Consider the following 20,255-nt stretch of genomic DNA (forward strand, 5'->3'; position numbering starts at 1 on the left):
GGGCGGTGGGCCCGCCGGTCGGCTTGTCGGCCGGCCGGTGGGCGAGTCAGGGCGGCCGGGATGACCGGGTGACGGGTGTCCGGATGACCGGATGACCGGTCGCGGCGAGTACGGCGGGCCCCGCCGGTGCGACCGGCCCTGTGGACAACCGCCCGTGGTGGCGCTTGTCACCACGGTCCTGTGGACAGTCCGCCCGGACCCTTTCGCGACCCTGTTACTTTCACCGGTGTCATGGCACGATCGCCGGCGGCGCCCCGAGGTTACTGACGGTAAATCACGTGGGGGTGCGGTGCTGCCTGGTCGGTCGACGTCCGGAGGGGGAAGCCTGTGAATCGACGCCGTCGCGTCACCATCGCGATCACCGCGGTGTGCGCCTTGACCGTTCTCGCGGCGCCGGCCCACGCCGCGCCCGCGCCCACGCCCGTGCCGCCCGGTGCGAGCGCCGCCCCGCAGCCGAGGAAGAGCCTGGAGGAGGTGCGCGCCGAGATCGAGGCGCTGTACCGGCAGGCCGCCTCCGCCACCGACGCCTACAACCTCGCGGAGGAGCAGGCGAAGCGGCAGTCCGCCGAGATCGTGAAGCTGTCCAAGGCGATCGTGGACGGCCGGGCGAGGATCGAGGAGCTGAAGCGCCGCGCCGGCGCGGCCGCCCGCGCCCAGTACCGCAACGGCGGCATCCCGGAGGAGGCCCGGCTCGTCCTCACCGAGGACCCCCAGCTCTTCCTGGAGGGGGCCAACCGCCTCGCACAGGGCCAGAAGGCCACCAGGGACCTCCTGGCGGAGCTCCAGCAGAGCCAGGACGACCTGGAGACGTACACGCGGGACGCCAGCGTCGAGTGGACGCGCCTGGAGGCCAATCGGACCCGCCAGGACAGGGCCAGGAAGCTGATAACGGAGAAGATCGCCGCCGCCGAGAAGCTGGAGTCGCAGCTGGCGGCGGCCGAGCTGGAGCGGCTGCGGCACCTGGAGCGGCAGGCCCAGGCGGACGCGCAGACGGCGTGGCTCGCGTCGGGCGCCCTGAAGGAGGCCAACCGGAGCGCGACCGCCCAGGGCAGGGCGGCCATCGGGTTCGCCCTGGCGCAGGTCGGCAAGCCATACGTGTGGGGCGCCGAGGGGCCGGACGCGTACGACTGCTCGGGGCTCACGCAGCGGGCGTGGAGCGCGGCCGGGCGGGGCATCCCGCGCACGTCGCAGGAGCAGTGGCGGCTGCTTCCGAAGGTGGCGATCCGGGACATGCGCCCCGGTGACCTGATCATCTACTACGGCGACGCCACCCACGTGGGGATGTACATCGGGGACGGTTCGATGGTGCACGCGCCGCGCCCGGGACGGGACGTCACGGTGGCGGGCGCCGGTTCCATGCCGATCCTGGGGGTGGTCCGCCCGGACAAGTAGCAGCGTTCCGGGCATGTCGGGGAGGGGTGGGCCACGGAAGAGGCCAGGGCCGGAGGGTTGGGCCGGAGGGGTTGGTCGGAGGGTTGGGCCACCCGCGTGATGTTTCTCATGAGCGGGGAGCCAACTACCTCCCCTTGCGGGGCATATGCCGGGGACTCTTGGCTGATCGCCATTCCGCTCGGGCACCCGGTGCCGCTATGGTCCCGGTCGGCGGGGCGTCGTCCGGCGCTCCACCGCACCCTCGGGGGGAGGGAAGGAACCGAACCGCATGGCCGTACCCGCGCCCCTGCCCGCACAGCGACAGAGGGTGAACGCGCTCGACGTGACGAGCGGTGACCTCACCCTGCTGGTGATCGCGGACGACCCGGCGGGCACCTTCACCGTCCCCGAGCTGATCGACGCCGCCGGCGGCCGGGTCCGCATACGCACCGCCCGGAACCTCACGGAGGCGGAGCGGCTGCTCACCGACGACGTGCACTGCGTCCTCGTCGACCTCGACCTGCCCGCGGAGGCACGGCGCGGCGACGAGCCGCTGTCCGCCCTGCGGCACGTCCTGCGGGTCGCCCCGCGCCATGCCGTGCTGGTCCTGGCGACGTCCGGGGACGCGGAGCTGGCGGCGGAGGCGGTACGGGCGGGCGCGCAGGACCGGCTGTTCCGGGAGGAGCTGGACGGGCCGCTGCTCAGCCGGGCCATTCGGTACGCGGTGGAGCGCAAGCGGGCGGACTCGGTGCAGGTGAAGCTGGCCGAGTCGCGGCTGCGGGCGCAGGAGAACGCCCGGCTGGAGCGGGGACTCCTGCCGACGCCGCTGCTGCAGGGTTCCGACCTGCGGTTCGCCGCGCGGTACCGGCCGGGCCGCTCGCGGGCGCTGCTGGGCGGCGACTTCTACGACACGGTGCGCACCCCGGACGGCACGGTGCACGCCATGATCGGCGACGTGTGCGGGCACGGCCCGGACGAGGCGGCGCTCGGTGTGGAGCTGCGCATCGCCTGGCGGGCGCTGACGTTCGCCGGACTGTGCGGGGACGAGCTGCTGTCGACGCTGCAGCAGGTGCTGGAGCACGAGCGGGAGAGCGAGGAGATCTTCGCGACCCTGTGCACCGTGGACATCGCGCCGGACGGGCGGCGGGCCGGGCTGTGCCTGGCCGGCCACCCCGCGCCACTGCTGGCCCGCCCCGCGCAGGGCGCCCGGCTGCTCCCGTACGAGGACGGCGGCCCGGCGCTCGGCCTGCTGCCGAGGGCCCGCTGGCCGCGGCGGCAGGTGGAGCTGGGTGGGGTGTGGAGCCTGATGATGTACACGGACGGCCTGATCGAGGGCCGCTCGGCGGGCCCCGGCTCGCCGCGCCTCGGCCAGGACGGCATGGTCGAGATGATCAACCGCCAGCTCTCCCGCGGGCTGGTCGGCGAGGACCTGCTGGAGGCCGCGGTGGCGGAGGTCCGCCACCTCAACGACGGCGAGCTGACGGACGACGTGGCGGTACTCCTCCTGGACCGCGCGGCCCGCTGACCCGCCGCGGGGGTTGGGCGCGGGGTGGTGTGGCGGACGCGGGACTGGGACCCGACGGCCGGGGCGCCGGGGCCGGAGCGCGGGTCGCGTGCCGCGGGGCCCCTGGCGGCACGGCGCTCGGGTGGACCGACGGCTGAGCGCTGATGCCGTACCGCCACCGGTGCACGGTTCGGGGCGTACTGGGCGGGGGCTGGGCGGGGGCCCGTGACCCCTGGCGTCAGGTGTCCGGGGCCCTGTCTGTGCGGCGGAGGCCGCCGTTGCCGCGGAGGGCGGGGCGCACGACGCGGGGGCCGCCCGGCCGACGGGTCCGGGCGCGCCGGAGGCCGGCTCCGGAGGGTGCCGCCGTCCGGCCCGCGGACCTCACCGGTGGTGCCGGCGGGACCGCGTGGCGGGGGCGGTCAGCGGCCGCCGTTGTAGGGGCCGTACGGGCCGTCGCTGCTGGAGCCCCGGCGCCCGCCACCGGACACCTGGCGCAGTGCGGGGCGGACGTCCACCAGGAAGACGATGGTCGCGACCAGTCCGGCGAGCTGGAGGACCAGGAAGTTGATGAACAGGTCCACCGCGACCGTGATGCCCAGGATGATCAGCCAGAACGACTTGCTCTGCTTGTCGGCGGCCCGGTAGGCGTCCTCGCGCGCGAGGGCGGCGAAGACGAAGGCGACGACGGCGAGCACGAGCATCGCGAGGAACAACAGCCCGATCAACGAGTTGAAGCCGGACATCAGCATGGTGTGCACCGCCTGTCAGGTGGATGGAGCGCCTCGCGGCCAAGGTACCCGTACAACGCTCCGGCAACCGGGAATGTGCCCGGCCGGGCCGAACGCCGCTCGGGGCGGCGGCCCGGCCGGAGGCGCCGGCTCACCGGTCGCCGGCGGCACCCCGGGCGGAGCCCTTCGGCTCGGCAGCGCCCTCGGCGTCCTCTGCGGCGTCCGGCGTGCCGTCCTGGGCGGCGGCGTCCGGGGTTTCGTCCCGCTTCGCGGAGGCGGCGGGGGCGGCGTCCTTGGGGGTGGCGGCCGGGGACGGGTCGGGTTCGACGGCGATGGCGATCTCGGTGATCTCCTCGGCGGCCTCACCGCGCCACGCCTTGACGGCCTGCTCGCCGTGCTCGGCGACCTTCTCGTACGTCTCGCGCGCCCTGACGGCGTACTCGGCCGCCACGCCGACGCCCCGCAGGGCCAGGTCCTGGGCGGTCTCACCGAGCTTCTTCAGGTCCGTGTCAAGACCGCCGACCAGCTCCGCGAACCGGGTCTGGATGGTCGCCTGGGCCTCCTTCGCCTGGGCGGCGACCTTCTCCTGGACCGCCTTCGGGTCGGTGTTGCGCACCGCGTCCAGCCGGGACGGGGCCTCGGCGGCGATCCTGCGGGCCTGCTGCACGGCGAGGTCGGCGGTACCGGCGGCGAAGTAGAGGGGCGTACGGAGCTCGTCCTTGATGGCCATGGTCTGGGGTCCTCCCGTGTCGCGGGCACCGCGCGGCGAGGCGCGCGGGCGTCGCGGAGTCAGAGTTCGGTAGATCCTGCGCCTGCTCCGGCATCACCGGTGCCGCCGTCCGAGTCGAACGCGTTCTCCTTGCGGAAGGAGTCGTAGATCTGGAGCAGCACCTGCTTCTGCCGCTCGTTGATCGACGGGTCGGCGAGGATCGCGGCCCGCGTCTCCAGCTCCTCGCGGTCCTGCTCGTCGAGGATCCCGGCCCGCACGTACAGGGTCTCGGCGGAGATCCGCAGCGCCTTGGCGACCTGCTGGAGCACCTCCGCGCTCGGCTTGCGCAGCCCGCGCTCGATCTGGCTCAGATACGGATTCGACACCCCGGCCGCCTCCGCGAGCTGCCGCAGCGAGAGCTGCGCGGTGCGCCGCTGCTCACGGAGGTACTCGCCGAGGTTGCCGACGTTCAGTGATGCCATGTCCCGATACTGCCCCAGCGGTGCTAACAATTGCAAGCAGACGCTTGCGCCAGTTATACGAGCGGGGCGCTCCGTCCGCCCGCCGACCGTCCGGTCCGCCGAAGACGGGCCCTTCGGTTCCCGGCACGCCAGGGCCTCAACTTCACTCGGGCGCAAGGCGATACGGCCTCTGCTCGGTGTGTCCGCGTGCCAGCATGGGGTGGGAGTCGTCGGCGGGAGGGGAGCCATGGCAGCCGAACGCGTGTGGCTGGACGTGCCGTTCGCGGAGAAGGACGAGGCGAAGAGGGGCGGTGCGCGGTGGGACGCCGCCGCGAAGCGGTGGTACGCGCCCCGGCCGGGGATGGCGGGGCTGGAGCGGTGGGCCGCCGCACCGGAGGTGCCCGATCTGCTGCCGGGTGAGGACCGGAGCCTGGGCAGCGGGCTGTTCGTCGACCTGGTACCGCGCAGCTGCTGGTTCACCAACGTCCGGTACTGCGTGGACGGCAGGGACTGGGAGCGGCTGCGCCGCATGATCACCCGCAGGGCGGGCTTCCGCTGCGAGGCCTGCGGCGCCGCCGAGGACCGCGACCGGCGGCGCTGGCTCGAGGCGCACGAGCGGTGGACGTACGACGACTCCACCCGCGTGCAGACCCTCAGGCGGCTCATCTGCCTGTGCACCGACTGCCACACGGTCACCCACTTCGGGCTCGCCCAGGTCCGGGGCGTCGAGGCGCGGGCGTTCGCCCATCTGGTGGAGGTCACCGGGATGACCGAAGCGCAGGCGCGGCAGCACGTCGGTGCGGCCTTCGCGGTGTGGGAGCGGCGTTCCCGGGTCACCTGGGAGCTGGACCTCGGCATCCTCACCGACGCGGGGATCACCCTCGCCGTGCCCCCGGACGCCGCGGACCGGGCCCGGGTGTCCGAGGAGACCCTGCGGCGGGAGGGGCGTCCGGCCGTGCCCCGGCAGTCCGGCTCCGGCCCGTACGGCGGCGGCGACGCCGGGCGGTCGAGCGGGCCGCGCTGACGGAGGGGCGGGGCGGTACTGAGGAGGGGGGTGGGGCTGGGCGGGGAGAGCGGGGCGCGGCGAACCGGTCGGCCGGGCGGGACGGCCGGGCCGGGTGGGGCTCAGCGTCCGGTTCCGCCGCCCGCCCCGCGCGCGGCCCCGTACAGCAGCAGCGCCGCCGCGCCGAGCAGGGACACCGCGGCGGTGGCGACGAGCAGCGGCCCCAGCCCCAGGCCGGGCAGCACCGCACCGGCGAGGGCCGGCGCCGCGACCGAGCTGAGGGCCCCCACGACCAGGCAGGCCGTGAACGCCGCGCCCGCGTGCTCGGGCACCAGCCCGGCGGTCCAGACCGCGAGCACCGCGGACCCCGTCATGTACCCGGCTCCGAAGACGCACGCCGAGGCCGCCGTCGCGACGACGGAGTCGCCGCCCAGCGCGAGCAGCACCAGCGCCGCACCGACCGTCGCCAGGCACAGCGCGGCGACCCGGAGGCTGCCCGCTCGCCGCACGAGAGCCCCGGTCGCCACCGCCACCATGCCGGTGAGGCCGATGGCCGCGTAGAGGGCCGGGACGGCTGCCGCCGGGAGGCCACCGCGGTCCAGGGCGTCGGCGGCGTAGGTGAAGTAGACGACCACGGCCGCGAAGTAGACGACCGAGTAGGCCGCCGGGGCGCGCAGCGCCGCCACCAGGGAGGGGGCACCGGATCGTCCCTTCCGGTGCGGGGCCGCCCCGGTCCGCGGCACCAGGCGCACGTTCACGAGTGCGGCGGCCACCGCGGCGATGGCGATGCCGGCCCAGACCCGCCGCCACGAGCCCACCGCGGCCAGGACGGCCAGCCCGCCCAGCAGTACCAGTCCGCCGCTGGTGCCGGTCGTGATGACCGCCAGCGCCCTGGGCCGCTGTCGCGACGGCACCGAGCGGGTCACGATGTCGGAGTAGGGCGCCCAGACCCAGCCGCCGGCGCTGCCGGCCAGGACCACACCGACGGCGAGCGGCTCCGGGGACCGGGCGAGGGTCACGATCACCGCCCCGGCGGCGCCGCACACCCCGCCCGCGGTCGTCGGCGCGCGCGGGCCGTGGCGGGCGGCGAGCCGTCCCGCGAGCAGCAGCCCGGCCAGGTAGCCCGCGAAGGTCGCGCCGGCGATCAGGCCCAGCACCGACTCGGAGAGCCCCAGGTCCGCCCGGATGCCGGGCAGTGTCAGACCGTAGGCGTAGCGGGCCATGCCGAACGCGACCCCGACCACCGCCGCCCCGGCCAGGCCGATCCGTCCGCCCGCGGAGAGCGTCATGGGACCCCCGTCACGCCGTGGGCCCGGCGGCATCACGGACCCGCGGCCGGGTGCGGCGGGTGTCGACCAGCACGGGGCGCATGCGCCAACCCTTCCACAGCGGGACCGGTCCGGCCGGATCCCGGTGGCGTCGATGTGCCGGAGCCACGCCTCCTGATCGGACCCGACGGGTCGGCGGGATGCCGATGCGCCGGGGCGGTCAGCCTCCGGCGCCCGGGTCGGAGGACGGGGTCCGGGGGCGTGCCGGGGGTTAGGTGTTCGCGGGGCGAGTGGTCACGACAGGGGTGGCGCGCAGTGCGGTGACCGCCGCCGCGCAGGCCGCCGGGCCCGGTGCCGTCAGCAGGGCCGTGCCGAGGCGGTCCGCCGACGACCTGAGCGGCGTCACCGGGTCGCCCGGCTCCACCGGCACGTCCCAGTGCTCCAGCCGCCAGGCCGCCGGTTCCGGCCGGGGCGCGACGGACGTGACGCGGCCGGGCGGCGCGGTCACGAACACGGTCGCCGCCGCCGCCACGGCCTCCCCCGGCTCCTCGCGCGGGCCCACCCCGAGCACCCACCCCAGGGCGGCGCGCCGCCAGTCCACGCGCCGGGTGAGCCGTACGAGGTCGGGGATGCCGTCGCCGCCGGGCCGGGTGTGCGTCTCGATCACGGTCACCCGGCCGCCCTCGACCTTGACCTCCGTGTGCGCGGGGCCGTCGGCGAGGCCCACCGCGTCGAGGAGTTCCGCGACCGCCCGCTCCACGCGCCGCCGGCCGGCCGCGCCCAGCGAGGGCGGCGGCATCAGATGCGCCACCTCGACGAACGCCTCGCCCTCGGTGCGCTTCTCGGCGATGCCCAGGAACGTGTGGCGCCCGCCCGAGGAGAGCGACTCGACGCTGAACTCCCGCCCCCCGACGTACCGTTCCAGCAGGGTGGCGCGGTTCCTGCGGTCCTCCGGCAGGTCCTCCGCCGCGCGCAGCAGCGTGACGGCGTGGCTGCCGGTGCCGCCGACCGGCTTGGCGACGACCAGCGCGCCCGCCCCGGCGCCACGGGGGCCGCCGCGGTGGCCACCAGGCCCGTGACCGGGCCGCCCGCCGCGGGTCCCGTGGCCGCTGTGCCCGCCACCGTGGCCGCCGGGGCCGTCTCCGCGCCCGCCACCGCGGCCGCCGTCCGGTGCGAAGAGCCCGGCCACCGCCCGCGCGTCGTCCCCGGCCGCGAACGGCGGGTTCAGGTGCGGGGCCTTCCGCTCCAGCAGGCGCCGCATCTCCAGCTTGTCGCGCGTCGCCCGTACGACCTCCGGCGGCACCCCGGCCGCGCCGAGGCGCCGCGCCGCGACGGCCGCCGGTTCCAGGCCGAGCTCGGTCAGCGAGACGACGGCGGCCGGGGCCAGGGGGCGCAGCACCTCGTCCACGAACCGGAGGAACGTCGGACCGTGCTGGTAGTCGGCCGCGTGGTACGCGGCGGCCGGGACGTCCAGCGGCGCGGCGCCCGGCAGCCGTACGTGGACGACGTCGGCGGGCAGCGTGGCCGCCGCCCGGGCGACCGCCGCGTCGGCGCCGAGGACGACGAGCGTCACGGCGCCCGCCCCGGGGCGCGCACCCGGCCGGCGCGGTGTTCGTAGCCGCACTCCACACGCCGGATCGTAGCCGCCGCCGTACGGCCGGGGAGGGCGTACCGGGACCCGTCGTGGTGGCTCCTGGGCGGGGCCTCCCGGGCGGGCCTCGTGTGCCGAGCCGCGAGGGTGGGAGGCTCGGGAGGCGGGGCCGTCCGGTGGCGCCTCACCCGATGGCGCCTCACCCGGTGGCGCCTCACCCGCTGGTGCCTCCCCGGGTGGCGCCTCACCCGGTGGCGCCTCCCCTGCTGGTGCCTCCCCCGCTGGTGCCTCTCCGGTGGCGCCTCTCCGGTGGTGCGGACGCGTTCGTACGGCTCCGCTCACTCCGCCCGCAGTTCCGGTGGCAGTGGCCGGGCGTGCAGGACGTCCAGGCGCGACACCGCCCGGGTCAGGGCGACGTACAGCCGGCTGAGGCCGCGGGGGTCCCCGCCCGCGACCGTCGCGGGCTCGGCCAGGATCACGTGGTCGTACTCCAGGCCCTTCGCCAGCCCGGCCGGCACCACCGTGACGCGCGGCGCGTCGGCGGCGACCTCGCCGGGGTGCCCCGCCGGTACGCCCGCCGCGGCCAGCACCTCGCGCGTCCGCCCGTACGCCGCGTCCGCCACGACCACCCCGACGGAGCCCTCCCGTGCCAGCGCGGCCCGCACGGCGTCCACGACCGCCGTCTCCAGGACGTCCACCGCCCGTACGGTCACCTCGCCGTCCCGCCGCACCGACCGGGCGGGCGGCACGTCCACGGGGAGCGCGGCGAGCAGCCGGTTGGCCAGCTCGACGACGGCGCCCGGCACCCGGTACCCGGCCGTCAGCGCCGTGACCCGCGCGTCCGGGCGGCCCAGGTGCGCGAGCTGCTCCCGCCAGTCGCGGGCCGCCCAGGGGGCCGTGCCCTGCGCGAGGTCGCCCAGCACGGTGAGGGAACCGGACGCGGCGGTACGGCGGGCGACCGCCCGGCACTGCATGGGCGACAGGTCCTGCGCCTCGTCCACCACGATGTGGCCGTACCCGGCGGGGCGTTCGAGCGCGGCGGCCAGTTCGTCGAGGAGGACCAGGTCGGCGGCGGTCCAGCGGGCGGAGCGGTACGAGCGCGGGGGCCTCGCCCAGCGGATCGCGGCCCGCTCGGCGCCGGTCAGCACGGGGTCGCGCGGGTCGGCCAGCACCTCGGCGAGCACCTGCTCGGGGGTGGCCCTGGGCCAGCACGCGTCCAGCAGGGCGGCGACCGGGCGGGACCGGCCCGCCCGCCGCTCCCACGCGGCGCCCACCGGTCCGGCGCGCCGCTCGGCACGCGCGCGCAGCGCCCGTACGACCCGGCTGCGCAGGCGCTCCCGGCCCACCAGGTACGGCGGGGCCTCCGCCCGTACCTCCGCGACGAGCGCGGCCAGCTCGTCCGCCGGGACGCGCCAGCGGTAGGCGCCGTCCGGGACGGCCAGCTCCCCGGCGGGGGGCGCGACGCGCGCGTACAGGGCGCGGTGCAGTACGGCGGCCATGCGGGCGTCGTGCTTGACGGCCGCCGCCGCGTCGGTGTCCTCGGCGCGGGGCTCGTGGCCGACGGTCCGGGCGATCTCCTCGTCGACGGTGGTCTGCCGCACGTCCCGCTCGCCGAGGGCGGGCAGGACCTCGGAGACGTACGCCAGGAAGGCCCGGTTGGGACCGAGGATGAGCAGTCCGCCGCGCTGGACGCGCCGGGGGTGGGTGTACAGCAGGTACGCGGCCCGGTGCAGGCCGACGGCGGTCTTGCCGGTGCCGGGGGCGCCCTGCACGCACAGCGACGCGGAGAGCGGGGCCCGGACGAGGTCGTCCTGCTCGGGCTGGATCGTCGCGGCGATGTCCCGCATGGGGCCGACCCGGGGGCGCTCGATCTCGGCGGCGAGCAGTCCCCCGGTGGCGGTACCCGTCTCGCACGCCGCGCCGGGCCCCGAGGCGGCGCCCGCGCCGCGCCGCGCGTCCGGCACCCGGTCGGCTCCCGCCCCGTCGCCGAGCGCCGCCTCGGGCGCCGCCCCGCGTTCCGCCCCGGGCGCCGTGCCGGGGGCGGGCGCCGGGAGGGCCAGGTGCTCGTCCTCCAGGCCGGTCAGGTCCGCGGAGTCGCCCTCGCTGTACGGCGCCCAGCCGAAGCGCCGCCGGACGGCCACGCCCCGGGGGTCGTCCCGGCGCGCCTGGTAGAACGCGCGGGCCACGGGCGCCCGCCAGTCCACGACGAGCGGCGGCTCGGCCGGGTGGGCGCCGATCCGGCGGCGGCCGATGTGGTGGCTGCGCCCGTCGGTGTGGTCGAGGCGGCCGAAGAACATCGGTCCGGGCGGCTCCTCGCGCAGCTCCTTGGCGTGGCTGCGCAGCCGGTAGCCGAGGGCCTCGGCGTCGGCGCCGGACGCGGAGACGTCCTCGCCGGTGACGACGCGTTCGGCGGCGCCGTCCGCCATGCGGTGCAGCGTGGTGCGGCAGAGGTCGTGGAAGTCCCGTTCCCGTCGCAGGTCATGGTCGAGTGGCGTCATTCCCCCGAGAATAACGCAACCGAGTAGCTTTTTTAACTGAGTTACACTTCAGGCCCGGACCGTCGGGAGGCCGCCCGCCTCCTTCCCCCCGGACGACCGCGCGGACCCCTCGCCCGACTCCCGCACGAGCCCCTCAGCAAGCCCCTCGGCGAGCCCCTCCGCGAGCTGGCGGAACGCCACCCCCGCCGCCGCCACCGCGTCCGGATGGACCCGGTCGGCACTCTCCCCGGCCTCCACGCGCCGCCAGTTCTCCTCCGCCAGGACCCGCAGCACCGCCACGATCTGCCCGGCGGCGAGCCGCGCGGCCACGGCCGGGCGCCCCGGCGCGCCGGTACCGCCGAGCGCCTCGGCCAGCGCCCGCTCGGACTCGCCCTGGTACGCGTGGAGCCGCGCGACCAGGCTCGGCGTGCCGTAGAGCAGCCGGTGGAAGGCCAGGACGGACGGCTCGTCGCTCAGGCCCGTGACCGGGTCCCGGCGGTCGAGGCCGTCGAGGTGGTGCCGGTGCAGGGCCTCCAGCGGGCCGACGCCCTCGGGGCGGGCGGCGACCACGCGGGCCGCCTCGTCGCGGTGGTCGGCGAACCGGTGGACGACCAGGTCCTCCTTGGCGGGGAAGTACCGGAACAGCGTCGGCTTCGACACCTCGGCCGCCGCCGCCACCTCGGCGACGGACACCCGGTCGAAGCCGCGCTCCTGGAACAGGGCGATGGCCGCGTCGGAGATGGCCCGGTACGTGCGGGCCTTCTTCCGCTCCCGCAGCCCGGGAGCCGCATCGGCGCCCGCGCCTCCCGCGCCTCCCGCAGCGCCCGTACCGCCCGTACCGCCCGCAGCGCCCGTACCGCCCGCGCCGCCCGTACCGCCCGCGCCGCCGCCGGGGACGCCCGGACCACCCCCGCGCCCGCCCGCCTCAGCCATCGAACCGCCCCGCCACCAGTACCTCGACCCCGTCCAGCAGCCGCTCCAGCCCGAAGCGGAACTCGTGGTCCGGGTCGTCGGGGCCGTCCAGCACACCGGACTCCAGCGCCCGCGCCACCGCCGGATACCGCTCCGGGTCCGCCAGGAGGCGAAGGGTGCGGGCGTAGCGGGCCATCACCTGCTCGTGGGTCCCGCCCGTGGCCGTCACCGCCGCGTCGAGGTCGGCCATCAGCCCGGTGTCGTTGCGGACCAGTCCGCCGAGGAGCATCACCACGGAGATCTTGGCGCCCTCGTCCAGCGGTGTGGCCTCCAGCGCCCCCATCCCGGCCTCCCACCACGCCACCGAGTTGGGCGTGGCCGGCGGGCCCGAGACCGGGACGCGCAGCAGCCACAGGTTCCGCTGGAACACCGCGCGCTGCGCCCACGCCCAGCGGGTCAGGGCCTCGCGCCAGCCGGTGCCGGGCGGCGGCGGGTCCGGCGGCGCGCCGATCGCGGCGTCCTGCATCAGCACGTACAGCTCGTCCTTGGAGCCGACGTACCGGTAGAGCGACATGGTCGAGGCGCCGAGCTCCTTGGCGACGCGGCCCATCGACACCGCGGCCAGACCCTCAGACGCGGCCACGGCGACCGCCGCGTCCACGATCCGGTGGACGCTCAGGCCGGGCCTGGGGCCCTTGACGGGGCGCTCGCGCAGCCCCCAGGCGGCCGCCAGGCCGGGCGTGAGCCCCGTATCGCCCTTGTCCGCCACCGGCTCCACCCCTCCTGGCCTCCAGCCCGTACGCCGGGCCGCTTGACGTCCATCCTAGTAATGCGTAAGGCTTACGCAGTAACGCGTATGGCATACGCAGTACGGGGGGCGACGGGCCGCACCCGTCCCCGGCCAGGCCCGCCATGCGCCGGCCGCGGCCACCGCGGCGCCCCGCCCCTCACGAGCCACCGCCCCTCCGCCCCCCGGCCCCCCCGTCCCTCACGCCCACCCCGCCCACCCCGGCCACCACCCCGGCCACCACCGCCACCCCGACCAGCACCGCCCCCCCAACCACCACCGACCCCGCAGGAGCCGCCATGGGAACCACCGCCCACCCCCCGACCCGAGCCACCACACACGCCCCCACCGGCACCGCCGTCGAGGCCGTCGGACTCCGCAAGTCGTACCGGAACGTCCGCGTCCTGGACGGCCTCGACCTGCGCGTGCCGCGCGGCTCCGTCTTCGCCCTGCTCGGCCCGAACGGCGCGGGCAAGACCACCACCGTCCGCGTCCTGGCCACGCTCACCCCGCCGGACGGCGGCAGCGCGCGGGTCGCCGGGTACGACGTGGTCGCCGAACGCTCCCGCGTACGCCGGGCGATCAGCCTGACCGGGCAGTACGCCGCCGTGGACGACCACCAGACCGGCGCCGAGAACCTGCGCATGACCGCGCGGCTGGCCGGGCTCCCCCGGCGCGCCGCGCGCCGCCGCGCGGCCGAGCTGCTGGAGCGGTTCGGCCTCGCGCACGCCGGCGACCGGCTCGCCGGCTCCTACTCGGGCGGGATGCGCCGCCGCCTCGACCTGGCCGCCGGGCTCGTGGGAGAACCCGAGGTGGTCTTCCTGGACGAGCCGACGACCGGCCTGGACCCGCGCAGCCGCCAGGAGTTGTGGGAGGTCGTACGGGACCTGGCGGCGGGCGGCGCGGCGGTCTTCCTCACCACCCAGTACCTGGAGGAGGCGGACCAGCTCGCCGACCGCGTGGCCGTCATGGACGGGGGGCGGGTCGTCGCCGAGGGCACGGCCGACGCGCTCAAGTCCCGCGTGGCCGGGCACCGCCTGGAGGTGGTGGCCGCGGACGGCGCCGCGTACGACCGCCTGGCGGCGGGGGCGGAGGCGGTGACCCGCGGCACGACGCTCGCCGGCCCCGGTACCGCCCCCGGTACCGCCCCCGCCGGCGGCGGCTCGGCGGCCTGGACCGCGCCCACCGGGCCCACCCCGCCCACCGCGCCCACCGCATCGGCGGACGCGTCCCCGTACCGCTCCCCCGAGGGCCTCACGCTCGGGCTGCCCACCGACGGCACCGCCCCGCAGGTCCGGGCGCTGCTCGACGCGCTCGACCCGCACGGCACGGACATCGCCCGCTTCGCGGTGCGCACCGCGACCCTCGACGACGTCTTCCTCGCCCTCACGGGCGCCCCCGCAGCCCCCACTCCCGGCGCCGGGCCCACCCCCGCGTCCACCCCCGCGTCCGCGTCCGCCACCCACCCCGCCCCCGTCTCCCCGAAGGAGTCCCGCCGTGTCTGACGCCGCCCTCACCCTCGTCGGCCGGGGCGTCCGGCTCAGCCGCCGCAACCCCGACGCGCTCATCACCGCCATGGTGCTGCCGGTCATGCTGATGCTGGTGTTCGTCTACTTCTTCGGCGGCGCCATCGACACCGGCACCCGCACCTCGTACGTGACGTACGTGGTGCCCGGCGTCCTGCTGCTGTGTGCCGGCTTCGGCGCGTCCACCACCGCCGTGCGGGTCAGCGAGGACATGAGGGCCGGGATCGTGGACCGGTTCCGCTCGCTGGACGTGGGGGCGACGCCGATCCTCGCCGGGCACGTCGGGGCGAGCCTGCTGCGCAACGTCCTGTCGACGGCCCTCGTCGTCGCGGTCGCGTTCCTGATCGGCTTCCGCCCGCAGGCCGGCCCCGCCGGGTGGGCGGCGGCGCTGGGGCTGCTGGCCGCGTTCGTGCTGGCCGTGTCGTGGCTGTCGGCGGCGGCCGGGCTGCTGGCGCGCACCCCGGAGGCGGCGAGCGGCTTCACCTTCTTCATGATGTTCCTGCCCTACCCGAGCAGCGCCTTCGTGCCGATCGACACCATGCCGCGGTGGCTGCACGGCTTCGCGGAGCACCAGCCGGTCACGCCGGTCATCGAGTCGCTGCGGGGCCTGCTCCTCGACCAGCCGGTGGGCGACGCCCCGTGGATCGCGCTGGCGTGGTGCGGCGGGCTGCTCGCGGTGGCCGTCGGCCTGTCGGGCGCGCTGTTCCGCGCCCGGACGAGGTGACCGGCGCCGACGTACCGGCCGGGGCTAGAAGATGTCCGGGCACCACGCCCGGCGCGGGGTGCGCAGCAGCAGGTCGGCCCGCGCCGCGGCGCCCGGCACGGCCTCCTCCGCCCGGCCCAGCGCCACGAGCCGGGTCACGGAGCCGTCGCCCAGGTACAGCGCCCCCAGGTCGCCCACGTCCAGGACCAGGTCGGCCGCGAGCGAGGTGGGCGCGCAGGCGGCGCCCTCCGGCGAGGCGTCCAGCCGGTACCGGCCGCCGGCCAGGCCCGTCGCGTCCCGCACGTCCAGCACCAGCGCGCCGGACGCGTCGTACGCGCGCGCCTCCAGGGCCCGTACGACGTCGAGGACGCGCACCCACATCATGTCCGCCTGGGTCTCCACCCGCGCGGCCCTCGGGTCCGGCAGCAGCGACGGCAGCAGGTCGTCCGGGGCGCGGTTGCCGCTCCTGACGAAGGTCACCCAGTCGATCGCGCACACGTACCGCCACAGTGCCCGCTCGGCCGCCGGGGTGGCGGCGACCAGGTCCCGCACCGTCAGGGTGAGCAGCGGCTGCTTGCCGTCGTCCCACGCGTCGTCGGCGGCGTAGGTGACGTACCCCTCGACCTCGCCGGCGGCGGAGCGGTACGTGGCGTGGAACGGCTCCGTCCAGGGCTCTCCCGGCACCGGGTTCCAGCCGGTGCGGCGCTCCCAGTCGCGCGCGCAGCGGCTCACCATGCCGTGCCGCAGGGCGCGCGCCCGGTCGTACACCTCGGGGCCGACCTTCCGCAGGACGTCGCCGTCCACGAGGTCCACCCGGCCGCCGTCCTGCGGCCCGGACCAGTTCGGGTCCAGTCCGGCGCGGCGCAGGTCCACCTTCCAGCGGGTGAGCCAGGTCGCGGGGCCGTAGCCGTACCGTCCGTAGATCGGGTACTCGGCGGCGATCAGCGTCGCCAGCACGTCGCCGCGCTCGCGGGCGTCGGCGAACTCCGCCGCCATCAGCCGGCTCAGCAGGCCCCGGCGGCGGTGCGTGGGCGACACGGAGACGTTCGTGACGGCGGTCGCCGCCACCGGGGCGCCGCCGACCGCGGTCACCTCCTGCGCGAACGACCGGAACGTCGCCACGCACCGCCCCTCGTCGAACGCCCCGCGCATCCGGGAGAGGTCGTAGTGCGGCAGCCGGACCGCGACCTCCTCCGGGGTGGGTGTCGGCGGGCGCACGAAACCGGTGTGCAGGGCGCGGATCCAGCCGGGCACGTCGCCCTCGTCGAGGGTGCGCACGGCGAGGCCGCCGGGGGAGGGGAACGGGGAGTCGGGCGTCATGGCGCCACGCTAGAGCGCCGCCCGTCCGGCCCGCATCGGGGTTTCCCCCCGCCCGCCCCCACGCCGTCGGACCTCCGGGCCCGGTCTCAGGCCAGCAGGTCGTCCACCTGTGCCTCGCCCTCCCGGTACCGGCGGGCGATCTCCGCGCCGCAGGCGTCCGCCGTGCGCTGCAGCTCCTGGCGGCGCCGCGAGACGAGCTGCTCGTACCCGGCCAACCGGCCCATCGCCTCGCGCAGCTCGCCCTCCGTACGGGCCGCGAGGTCCGACAGCTCCACCTCGGCGAGCATCTCCGCCGCGAGCAGCCGGTACTCCTCGCCGCGCGGCGTGGACAGCGTCACGTGCCGCGCCGAGCTGGGGCGGCGGCCCGACGGCGCGTCCGCGAGGATCTCCGACAGCCGGTGCATGACCGGCACCTCGGGCGCCGACCGCCGGGCCAGCTCCGCCCGCAGGATGTCGATGCGGCCCTGCAGCAGCCGCCGCACATAGCTGAGGTCGGCCTCGTCGGTGTGCGAGTCCCGCCGCAGCGCGCGGAGCTCGCCGAGACGGAGCGCCCGCAGGTCGGGCGACACGGACTCCTCCGGAGGCCGTACGGCCTCCAGCGCGGCGAACCCGACGCCCCGTGTCGTGCCCGCCACCGCCTTCCCCGGCGCACCCTCCCCGGCGGCGGCGGACCGCTGCGCCGGCGGACGGGACCGCTCGCGCGCCGGGCCGGCACAGGTGGTCGATACGGGGCCGGGCTGGTGCCCGGCGCCAGATGTGCTCATGGTGTTCCGTCCCCTCGACCGGTGCTTCAGGAGCACCGCCTGACAGGCATGGTGCCACTCCGGCATGGCCCGCGCAGTCGTGTGCACCCGTTCGGCCCTCGGTAAGTTGGGGACCATGCGAGCAGTGGTACAGAGGGTCGACGGGGCGCGGGTCGAGGTCGCCGGGGAGACGGTCGGGGAGATCGTCGGCGAGGGGCTGTGCGTCCTCGTCGGCGTCACGCACGACGACACCCCGGAGAAGGCGGCGCAGCTCGCGCGGAAGCTGTGGAGCCTGCGGATGCTGGACGGCGAGAAGTCCTGCTCGGACGTGAACGCGCCGCTGCTGGTGATCTCGCAGTTCACCCTGTACGGGGACGCCCGCAAGGGGCGCAGGCCCACGTGGAACGCGGCGGCGCCCGGCCCCGTGGCGGAGCCGCTGGTGGACGAGGTCGTGGCGCGGCTGCGGGAGGCGGGCGCGACCGTGGCGACGGGCCGCTTCGGCGCGGAGATGCGGGTCTCCCTCACCAACCACGGGCCGTTCACGGTGCTGGTCGAGGTCTGAGGTGCCGGGGCCCTGAGAGGCGCCGGAGACGGAGAGCCGGGGCCCCGGCCCCGTACCGACCCCGGCTCCGTACCGGCCCCGTAGCGGCCCCGGCTCCGTACCGGCCCGGCTTCGTACCCACCCGGCCCCGGCTCTGTGCGGGCGCCCTACGGCTCGACGACCGTCTCCTGGGCGGCGGCCGTGCCCGTGCCCACGACGAGGGGCGCGTCGACCGGGACGTTCCGCTTCACCAGCGCCAGGGCGATCGGCCCGAGCTCGTGGTGGCGCACCGCCGTGGTGACGAAGCCGAGCTGCCGCCCCTCCGGGCCGTCCGCCGCGAGCCGGACGGGCGCGCCGTGCGGCGGCAGGTGGACCTCGCTGCCGTCCAGGTGCAGGAAGACCAGGCGGCGCGGCGGCTTGCCCAGGTTGTGGACGCGGGCGACGGTCTCCTGTCCCCGGTAGCAGCCCTTCTGGAGGTGGACGGCCTGCCCGATGAGGCCGATCTCGTGCGGGATGGTGCGGTGGTCGGTCTCGAAGCCCAGCCGCGGCCGGTGCGCCTCCACGCGCAGCGCCTCGTACGCGAGGATCCCGGCGAGCGGGCCGTGCGAGGCCGCGTACGCCTCCAGGTCGGCGCGCGGCAGGAACAGCTCGCGGCCGTGCGGGGTCTCCCGTACGACCGCGCCGTCCGGGACCTCGGCGATCGAACCGGCCGGCAGGTGCACGACCGCGTACTCGTCCGTGCGGTCGGCGACCTCGACCCGGTAGAAGAACCGCATCGACTCCAGGTACGCGAGGAGCGCCTCGCGCGTGCCGGGCTCGACGTGCGCCCACACGGTGGTGCCGTCGTCCACCAGGTACAGGGCGTGCTCGATGTGGCCGTTGGCGGAGAGGATCAGGGCGTCCGCGGCGCGGCCCGGCGGCAGCTCGCTGACGTGCTGGGTGAGCAGCAGGTGGAGCCAGGTCAGCCGGTCGTCGCCGGTGACGGTGACGACGCCCCGGTGCGAGAGGTCCACGAGGCCGCTGCCGCCTTCGAGGGCGCGCTGCTCGCGGAACGGGTCGCCGTAGTGCGCGGCGACACCCTCGTCGCGCCCCTCGGCGGGGACCGCGCCGGGCTGGGACAGCAGGGGGCTGGTCGGTGAAGGTCGCTGCATGGCGTCCAGCCTACGACCCGCCCTCCGGCGCCTTCGCCCGCGCCTTGTCGGTGCAGGCGCGGCACCGTCCGTAGATCGCGAAGTGCTTCATGTCGGTGTCGAAGCCGAACGAGTCGAGGAGCTTGCGGGTGAACTCGGCGGCGACCGCCACGTCCGCCTCGATGACGTCGCCGCAGTCCCGGCACACCAGGTGCAGGTGGTGGTGGCGGTCGGCGAGGTGGTACGTGGGCGCCCCGTGGCCGAGGTGGGCGTGGCTGACCAGGCCCAGCTCCTCCAGGAGCTCCAGCGTCCGGTAGACGGTGGAGATGTTGATCCCGGAGGCGGTTCTGCGCACCTCGGTCAGGATGTCGTCGGGCGTGGCGTGTTCCAGCGCGTCCACCGCCTCCAGGACGAGCTGGCGCTGGGGCGTCAGCCGGTAACCGCGCTGCCGAAGGTCGCTCTGCCAGTCGGTGCTCACCACGCGCTCCAGTGTAGGAGCACCGGGCGGCCCCGCCGGAGTGTTCGGCGCGAACCTCCCGGACCGCCCGGACCGCCCGGACCGCCCGTGCGCCGCGGGCGGTCCCGCGCGGGAGGCGGTCACGGGCAGGGGGCGGTCACACGCAGGGGGCGACCTACTTGAAGAAGGCGATGCCGTCGTCCGGCAGGTCGCCGAGGCTCTTGGCCATGGCCTCGACCTCCTCCGGCGTGACGACCTTCTTCAGGTGCGCCGACATGTACGGGCGGAGCGGCACCTCGGGGGTGGCCTTCTCGCCGACCCACATCAGGTCGCTCTTGACGTACCCGTACAGCCGCTTGCCCCCGCTGTAGGGGCCGGACGCGGCGGTGCGGGCGACGGCGTCGGTCGCCAGGTCGATCTGCGGCTTCTTCTCGGCGAGCTCGCCGTACCACACCTCGACGATGCCCTGGTCGCGGACCATGACGACCTCGACCTTGCGGTCCTTGTCGACGCGCCAGTAGCCGCTCTCGCTCTCCAGCGGGCGGACCTTGTTGCCCTCCGCGTCCAGGACCCAGGTGCGGGAGGTGTACTCGATGAAGTCCCGGCCGTCGTGGGCGAACGTCACGGACTGGCCGAAGTTGCACTTCTCGGCGCCGGGGAAGTCGGAGACGCCCGCGCCCTCCCACGTGCCGAGCAGGAACGCGAGCGGGACGAGGTCCGGGTGCAGGTCGGACGGGATCTGGATCATGATGTCAGGCTGCCTGGCGATCTGTGCGGGTGCGGGGGGTCAGCGCTGGCCCTGGTACAGCTTCTTCACGGTGAGCCCGGCGAAGGCGAGGACGCCGACGCAGACCAGGACCAGCAGGGCGGAGAAGAAAGCCTCAAGCACGGGGTGCTCCTCGGATGGCGGGCGGTTCGGTATAGGGGCCGGGTCCCAGCCTAATGGGTGGGCCCCGGCCCCTTCCTGCGAGGTGCGCGGCAGCGGCGCCGGGGCGCCCGCCACCGGGGCCGCCGGGAGGGCTTC

At 76.2% G+C, this 20,255-nt stretch carries 18 protein-coding genes and 1 pseudogene; 6 read left to right on the forward strand and 13 right to left on the reverse strand.

What is annotated here, in order from left to right; translation table 11 throughout:
* The first annotated feature begins 327 nt into the window (after positions 1 to 327).
* Both CP974_RS13600 and CP974_RS13605 read left to right on the forward strand, forming a co-directional pair.
* On the forward strand, positions 328 to 1,392 hold the full coding sequence (locus tag CP974_RS13600; RefSeq protein ID WP_031130275.1) for a C40 family peptidase: 1,065 nt from the start codon (positions 328 to 330) through the stop codon (positions 1,390 to 1,392).
* 268 nt (positions 1,393 to 1,660) lie between these two features.
* Positions 1,661 to 2,896, forward strand: coding sequence for a PP2C family protein-serine/threonine phosphatase (locus CP974_RS13605; protein ID WP_031130276.1), 1,236 nt, complete (start codon positions 1,661 to 1,663; stop codon positions 2,894 to 2,896).
* A 398-nt stretch (positions 2,897 to 3,294) separates the two neighbouring features.
* On the opposite strand, the gene CP974_RS13610 is transcribed toward CP974_RS13605, so the two are convergent.
* The 3 genes from CP974_RS13610 to CP974_RS13620 form a co-directional block, all read right to left on the reverse strand.
* Positions 3,295 to 3,624 carry a DUF2516 family protein gene (locus tag CP974_RS13610; RefSeq protein ID WP_031130277.1) on the reverse strand — a complete coding sequence of 110 codons (330 nt, stop codon included), beginning with the start codon at positions 3,622 to 3,624 and terminating at the stop codon, positions 3,295 to 3,297.
* 130 nt (positions 3,625 to 3,754) lie between these two features.
* The gene (locus CP974_RS13615; protein ID WP_031130278.1) at positions 3,755 to 4,333 is read right to left on the reverse strand and encodes a hypothetical protein; all 579 of its coding nucleotides are present in this window, start codon (positions 4,331 to 4,333) and stop codon (positions 3,755 to 3,757) included.
* Positions 4,334 to 4,392: 59 nt separating this feature from the next.
* On the reverse strand, positions 4,393 to 4,794 hold the full coding sequence (locus CP974_RS13620; RefSeq protein WP_031130279.1) for a helix-turn-helix domain-containing protein: 402 nt from the start codon (positions 4,792 to 4,794) through the stop codon (positions 4,393 to 4,395).
* A 226-nt stretch (positions 4,795 to 5,020) separates the two neighbouring features.
* On the opposite strand from CP974_RS13620, the gene CP974_RS13625 reads away from it, so the two are divergent.
* Positions 5,021 to 5,797 carry a DUF5710 domain-containing protein gene (locus CP974_RS13625; protein ID WP_069976988.1) on the forward strand — a complete coding sequence of 259 codons (777 nt, stop codon included), beginning with the start codon at positions 5,021 to 5,023 and terminating at the stop codon, positions 5,795 to 5,797.
* 101 nt (positions 5,798 to 5,898) lie between these two features.
* Here the strand turns inward: CP974_RS13625 and CP974_RS13630 are convergent, their stop codons facing one another.
* From CP974_RS13630 to CP974_RS13655, 5 genes and pseudogenes are all read right to left on the reverse strand, one after another.
* On the reverse strand, positions 5,899 to 7,065 hold the full coding sequence (locus CP974_RS13630) for an MFS transporter (protein WP_031135589.1): 1,167 nt from the start codon (positions 7,063 to 7,065) through the stop codon (positions 5,899 to 5,901).
* Positions 7,066 to 7,315: 250 nt separating this feature from the next.
* Positions 7,316 to 8,617: an ATP-grasp domain-containing protein gene (locus CP974_RS30225; RefSeq protein ID WP_037939234.1), complete on the reverse strand. Its 1,302-nt coding sequence runs from the start codon at positions 8,615 to 8,617 to the stop codon at positions 7,316 to 7,318.
* A gap of 356 nt (positions 8,618 to 8,973) precedes the next feature.
* Positions 8,974 to 11,133 carry a HelD family protein gene (locus tag CP974_RS13645; RefSeq protein ID WP_031135593.1) on the reverse strand — a complete coding sequence of 720 codons (2,160 nt, stop codon included), beginning with the start codon at positions 11,131 to 11,133 and terminating at the stop codon, positions 8,974 to 8,976.
* A 150-nt stretch (positions 11,134 to 11,283) separates the two neighbouring features.
* Positions 11,284 to 12,045, reverse strand: a pseudogene (locus tag CP974_RS13650) (TetR family transcriptional regulator); the annotation flags it as partial.
* The gene (locus tag CP974_RS13655; protein WP_031135597.1) at positions 12,038 to 12,802 is read right to left on the reverse strand and encodes a TetR/AcrR family transcriptional regulator; all 765 of its coding nucleotides are present in this window, start codon (positions 12,800 to 12,802) and stop codon (positions 12,038 to 12,040) included. The gene CP974_RS13655 and the pseudogene CP974_RS13650, both read right to left, overlap by 8 nt.
* 308 nt (positions 12,803 to 13,110) lie before the next feature.
* On the opposite strand from CP974_RS13655, the gene CP974_RS13665 reads away from it, so the two are divergent.
* Positions 13,111 to 14,316 (forward strand): ABC transporter ATP-binding protein, encoded by a 1,206-nt coding sequence (locus tag CP974_RS13665; RefSeq protein ID WP_051839364.1) that lies wholly within the window; start codon positions 13,111 to 13,113, stop codon positions 14,314 to 14,316.
* Complete coding sequence (locus tag CP974_RS13670; protein ID WP_031131382.1) at positions 14,309 to 15,061, forward strand: ABC transporter permease; 753 nt, start codon at positions 14,309 to 14,311, stop codon at positions 15,059 to 15,061. Before CP974_RS13665 ends, CP974_RS13670 begins: the two co-directional genes overlap by 8 nt.
* A gap of 24 nt (positions 15,062 to 15,085) precedes the next feature.
* Here the strand turns inward: CP974_RS13670 and CP974_RS13675 are convergent, their stop codons facing one another.
* Both CP974_RS13675 and CP974_RS13680 read right to left on the reverse strand, forming a co-directional pair.
* Positions 15,086 to 16,360 carry a GNAT family N-acetyltransferase gene (locus tag CP974_RS13675; protein ID WP_051839362.1) on the reverse strand — a complete coding sequence of 425 codons (1,275 nt, stop codon included), beginning with the start codon at positions 16,358 to 16,360 and terminating at the stop codon, positions 15,086 to 15,088.
* 86 nt (positions 16,361 to 16,446) lie between these two features.
* On the reverse strand, positions 16,447 to 17,124 hold the full coding sequence (locus CP974_RS13680) for an RsiG family protein (RefSeq protein WP_031131379.1): 678 nt from the start codon (positions 17,122 to 17,124) through the stop codon (positions 16,447 to 16,449).
* 115 nt (positions 17,125 to 17,239) lie between these two features.
* On the opposite strand from CP974_RS13680, the gene dtd reads away from it, so the two are divergent.
* Positions 17,240 to 17,665, forward strand: a complete 426-nt coding sequence (gene dtd / locus CP974_RS13685) for a D-aminoacyl-tRNA deacylase (RefSeq protein WP_031131377.1) — start codon at positions 17,240 to 17,242, stop codon at positions 17,663 to 17,665.
* A gap of 146 nt (positions 17,666 to 17,811) precedes the next feature.
* On the opposite strand, the gene ygfZ is transcribed toward dtd, so the two are convergent.
* From ygfZ to CP974_RS13700, 3 genes are all read right to left on the reverse strand, one after another.
* Positions 17,812 to 18,795, reverse strand: a complete 984-nt coding sequence (gene ygfZ / locus CP974_RS13690) for a CAF17-like 4Fe-4S cluster assembly/insertion protein YgfZ (RefSeq protein WP_031131375.1) — start codon at positions 18,793 to 18,795, stop codon at positions 17,812 to 17,814.
* Between the two features lie 10 nt (positions 18,796 to 18,805).
* Positions 18,806 to 19,255, reverse strand: a complete 450-nt coding sequence (locus CP974_RS13695) for a Fur family transcriptional regulator (protein ID WP_031131373.1) — start codon at positions 19,253 to 19,255, stop codon at positions 18,806 to 18,808.
* 151 nt (positions 19,256 to 19,406) lie between these two features.
* Entirely contained in the window at positions 19,407 to 19,979 is a 573-nt protein-coding gene (locus tag CP974_RS13700; RefSeq protein ID WP_031131371.1) for a heme-binding beta-barrel domain-containing protein, read from the reverse strand.
* Positions 19,980 to 20,255: the final 276 nt, after the last annotated feature.

Source organism: Streptomyces fradiae ATCC 10745 = DSM 40063, from assembly GCF_008704425.1.
GTDB lineage: Bacteria > Actinomycetota > Actinomycetes > Streptomycetales > Streptomycetaceae > Streptomyces > Streptomyces fradiae.